At 66.3% G+C, this 3,922-nt stretch carries 5 protein-coding genes; 1 reads left to right on the top strand and 4 read right to left on the bottom strand.

Annotated elements, in window-relative coordinates; translation table 11 throughout:
• From WBA11_RS11980 to WBA11_RS11965, 4 genes are all read right to left on the bottom strand, one after another.
• A partial coding sequence (locus WBA11_RS11980) for a hypothetical protein (RefSeq protein WP_424520913.1) occupies window positions 1–650 on the bottom strand: 650 nt, incomplete at its 3' end.
• 29 nt (window positions 651–679) lie between these two features.
• On the bottom strand, window positions 680–1,960 hold the full coding sequence (locus tag WBA11_RS11975; protein WP_424520912.1) for a homogentisate 1,2-dioxygenase: 1,281 nt from the start codon (window positions 1,958–1,960) through the stop codon (window positions 680–682).
• 176 nt (window positions 1,961–2,136) lie between these two features.
• Entirely contained in the window at window positions 2,137–3,285 is a 1,149-nt protein-coding gene (gene hppD / locus WBA11_RS11970) for a 4-hydroxyphenylpyruvate dioxygenase (RefSeq protein ID WP_424520914.1), read from the bottom strand.
• A 172-nt stretch (window positions 3,286–3,457) separates the two neighbouring features.
• Complete coding sequence (locus WBA11_RS11965; protein WP_424520911.1) at window positions 3,458–3,646, bottom strand: hypothetical protein; 189 nt, start codon at window positions 3,644–3,646, stop codon at window positions 3,458–3,460.
• Window positions 3,647–3,668: 22 nt separating this feature from the next.
• Here WBA11_RS11965 and WBA11_RS11960 point away from each other — a divergent pair.
• Window positions 3,669–3,922: DMT family transporter (locus tag WBA11_RS11960; protein ID WP_424520910.1), on the top strand; the 254-nt coding region annotated here is incomplete at its 3' end.

Genomic DNA, 3,922 nt, shown 5'->3' with positions numbered 1-3,922 from the left:
ACGCCTTCTCTGGTGTTCGTGACACGCTGCGTATCGGAACGTGCGTAGGCGGGCTGAGCGAATACGCCGGCGGAGACCGCGTCCGGGAAGTAGAGCTGCGAGGTGAACTCGTACGCGTCGTCGTCGTCGCTCGTGCGCACTTTGAGGTGCACATGGACGGCTCGGCCCCGGTACCAGCCGGGGTAGACCGTGAGGAACGAGGCCTGGCCGGACGCGTCGGTTCGCTGGAACCCACGGAGGAAGTCCGCTCCCTCCGTGCCCTCGCTACGAAAGCCTGAGTAGGCACCCCGGGCGTCGCACTGCCAGACGTTGACGATCGCACCTTCCAGCGGAGTGCACGCCGCCCTACCGACGCTCGAGACGCCAACGGTGTGAGCCAGCGGTACGCCTGCGCTGGCGACGCCGCTCGAGGTGGCCAGGCGTAGGTCGGCGCGGTTCAGGTTAGAGCTGCCGAAGAACGGACCCTCCGTCTCCTCCGGCTTGACGACGCACGAGATGCCCGACTCGGGACTCGACGCTGCGGTGCCGGGCGTCGAGTCGACTGCGTTCGGGCCACAGCCAAGCAAGAGTGCGGCGCTTCCGGTGCTGAGAACGGCGAGGGCTTCCCGCCGGGAAAGCAGGCGGCCGATGGGCACATCGTCGTCGTGCATGGCAGCATGGTCGACCGTGAGCTACTCGTCTAGCCGCGCGCGGCGTCGATCGGGGGGGAGTCCGGGACCTGGCCCACCGCACCATCGCCGGAGACGGTCGCGCCGGGCGGAATGGGCGCCGCGTCCGGGAGCGGGTGGCCGTGCTTCTCAGGCTGCCACGACAACACGTAGTCGGGCTGCTCAATCTCGAGGGCGGCCTTGGTCAGCTTGAGCGGCGCGAACGTGTCCACCATGACGGCCAACTCATGCGTCTCTTTCGCTCCGATGCTGGCCTCCGTCGTGCCGGGGTGCGGCCCGTGTGGGATGCCGCCGGGGTGGAGCGTGAAACTGCCGCGGCCGATCCCCTTGCGCGACATGAAGTCGCCCTCGGCGTAGTAGAGCACCTCGTCGGAGTCGATGTTCGAGTGGTTGTACGGCGCCGGGATCGAGTCCGGGTGATAGTCGAACAAGCGCGGGACGAACGAGCAGACCACGAACCCGCGCGCCTCGAACGTCTGGTGGACCGGCGGCGGCTGGTGGATGCGCCCCGTGATCGGCTCGAAGTCGTGGATCGAGAACGCTGTCGGATACATGTAGCCGTCCCACCCCACGACGTCGAACGGGTGGTAGCGGTACACGAACGGGAAGAGCTTCCCGTGCTTCTTGATCTTGACCGTGAACCGGCCCTCGAGGTCGATCGGGTTCACGTCGGCCGGCGGGCGGAAGTCGCGCTCGCAGTACGGGCTGTGCTCCAGGAGCTGGCCCATGTCGTTGCGGTAGCGCTTGGGAGGCCGGAACTCGGTGGGCGACTCCATCACGAGGAGTCGGGCCTGTGTCTCGCCCTCGAAAGACCATCGGTGGATTAGCGTGCGCGGCACGTGGACGTAGTCGCCCTGCCGGAAATCGACGTCACCCAGGACGGTGCGCAACGTGCCCTCGCCGTCGTGGACGTAGACGAGCTCGTCGTGGGTCGCGTTCTTGTAGAACGTGTCCTCCGGCATCGTGTCCGTCGGGACGCACATCGACATGACGATGTCGTCGTTGCCCATGATCGGGACCCGGCCCGTCAGCCAGTCGCCGCCGGGCTCGACCTTGGGGCCAAGAAAGTGGCGGTGCGCGAGAAACGCCTCTTCGGCGTACTCGACCGCGACGTCTTCAGGCTCACCGACGGCCTCGACGAGGGTCGGTGGGTGGATGTGGTACGCGATGCTCCCGATCCCGTGGAAGCCCTCCTCGCCCAGCACCTCTTCGGTGTACAGGGCGCCATCGGGACGCTGGAACTGGGTGTGGCGCTTGGGCGGGATCTGGCCGCGCTGGACGTAGAAGCTCATGGTTCAGGGTTCGTGGTTGGCTGCGCCGTCGCTGACGCGGTCGGGGTTCGCAAGGACGAACCCTCGAGGTCGGAAAGCATCCTCAGGAAGGGCGGGAGCCTGTCGCCCGCCGTCCTCGAAGACGGTGGGTCGAGAGAACTGGGTACTCGAACCCAGAACCCCCGAATCTAGAACCTCTAGAGGTTTCCTCGAGCCTCCTGCTCGCGCTCGATGGCCTCGAAGAGCGCCTTGAAGTTGCCCTTGCCAAACGACCGGGCTCCCTTGCGCTGGATGATCTCGTAGAACACCGTCGGGCGGTTGCCGATGGGCTTGGTAAAGATCTGCAACAGGTAGCCGTCCGGGTCGCGGTCGACCAGGATGCCGAGTTCGGCCAGGTCCGAGGTGTCCTCGTCAATCTCGCCGACGCGGTCGCGGAGCTCGTCGTAGTAGGTCGTGGGGACGGTCAGGAAGTCGATGCCGCGAGCGCGGAGCTTGGAGACCGTCTCCAAGATGTTGTCTGTCGCGAGCGCGATGTGCTGGACACCGGCGCCGCGGTAGAAATCTAGGTACTCCTCGATCTGGGACTTTTTCTTGCCGTCGGCCGGCTCGTTGATCGGGAATTTGACCCGCTCGTTGCCGTTCGACATCACCTTCGACATCAGGGCCGTGTACTCGGTCGAGATGTCCTCGTCGTCGAACGACATCAAGTTCTTGAAGCCCAGGACGTCGCCGTAGTAGTCGACGTACTTGTTCATGTCGCCCAGGTCCACGTTGCCGACGCAGTGGTCGACGTACATGAGCCCGACGGGCTCGGCCTGGAAAAAGTCGTTCTCGACGGCGCGGTAGCCGGGCAGGAACGGTCCGTAGTAGTTCGAGCGGTCCACGAACGTGTGGATGGTTTCGCCATACGTGCCGATGGCGCTGACGGTCACCGAGCCGTTCTCGTCCTCGAGGGTTTCGGGCTCGCGAACGGCGACGCCGCCACGCTTTGTCGTCTCGCGAAACGCGCTCTCGGCATCGTCTACCATCAGCGCCAAGTCCTTGACGCCGTCGCCGTGGAGGTGGACGTGCTCGGCAATGGGACCCTCGGGTCCGAGGGACGAGGTGAGGACGAACCGAATCTTGTCTTGTTGGACGAGGTAGCTCATCCGGTCGCGGTAGCCGGTCTCCGGCCCGAGGTAGGCCTTGACCTCGAAGCCCATCGCGTGGGCGTAGAAGAGGGCGGCCTGCCGGGCGTTGCCGACGTAGAACTCGACGTAGTCGGTGCCCTTGAGAGGGAGGAAGTCGTCGCCGGGGGCGACCGCGTCCGGCGCGGAGGTCAGGTCGGGCAGGCCCGAGCCGGGCATCGGGGCCTCGGTGGTAACGGCGTCGAGGATGTCGACGGCGGCGTCGGAAGCGCTCCCGAGGGACCCATCGCCCCCCGCGGTGTCGTGCTGCGTGCTCATCGTGGGATGGAAGTCGTCGTACCGCTGACGGGAGGGCGGCTCGCTCCGGCCCCTCGTTTCGGGTTAGTGGGTTCTACGTCGGACCGCGCATGTCGTTTCCGCCCTCGAGGTCGACGCGTCGACCTCGAGGCACTGGTTCGGTCGTGAGGGTCGGGAATCGCCGCGGCGGAGCATCGGGGAGCGGAGCGACCTCGAGGACGAGACCCACGAGTCGGCGTCTGCGCAGGAACGCGTCGGTGTCCTCGACGTCTCGATGAGTCACCTAACTCCCATACTGTACGCCGATGAAATGGATTATCGCCGCCCTCGTGGCCGTCGCTGGGGCCGCCGCGCCCCTCCAGTCCGGGCTCAACGCCGAGCTGCGCGACAAGCTGGCCGGCCCCATCGAGGTCGGCTTCTTCAGTTCAATCATCACGACGGTCGTCCTCGCGATCGGATTCGGCGTGATGGTCGCGGTCGGCAAGACGGACCCCAGCCTGGCCTCGATCCGAGCCGTGCCGTGGTGGTTGTGGACGGGCGGCCTGCTGGGCGCCTTCTT

This window comes from Rubrivirga sp. (assembly GCF_049648075.1).
Classification (GTDB): Bacteria; Bacteroidota; Rhodothermia; order Rhodothermales; family Rubricoccaceae; genus Rubrivirga.
This window is presented reverse-complemented; position numbering and strand designations above follow the sequence as displayed.

What these genes read in the sequence shown, in the direction of transcription:
- WBA11_RS11975 (WP_424520912.1), bottom strand. Translation starts at nt 1,960, where the DNA reads ATGAGCTTCTACGTCCAGCGCGGCCAGATCCCGCCCAAGCGCCACACC.
- hppD (WP_424520914.1), bottom strand. Translation starts at nt 3,285, where the DNA reads ATGCCCGGCTCGGGCCTGCCCGACCTGACCTCCGCGCCGGACGCGGTC.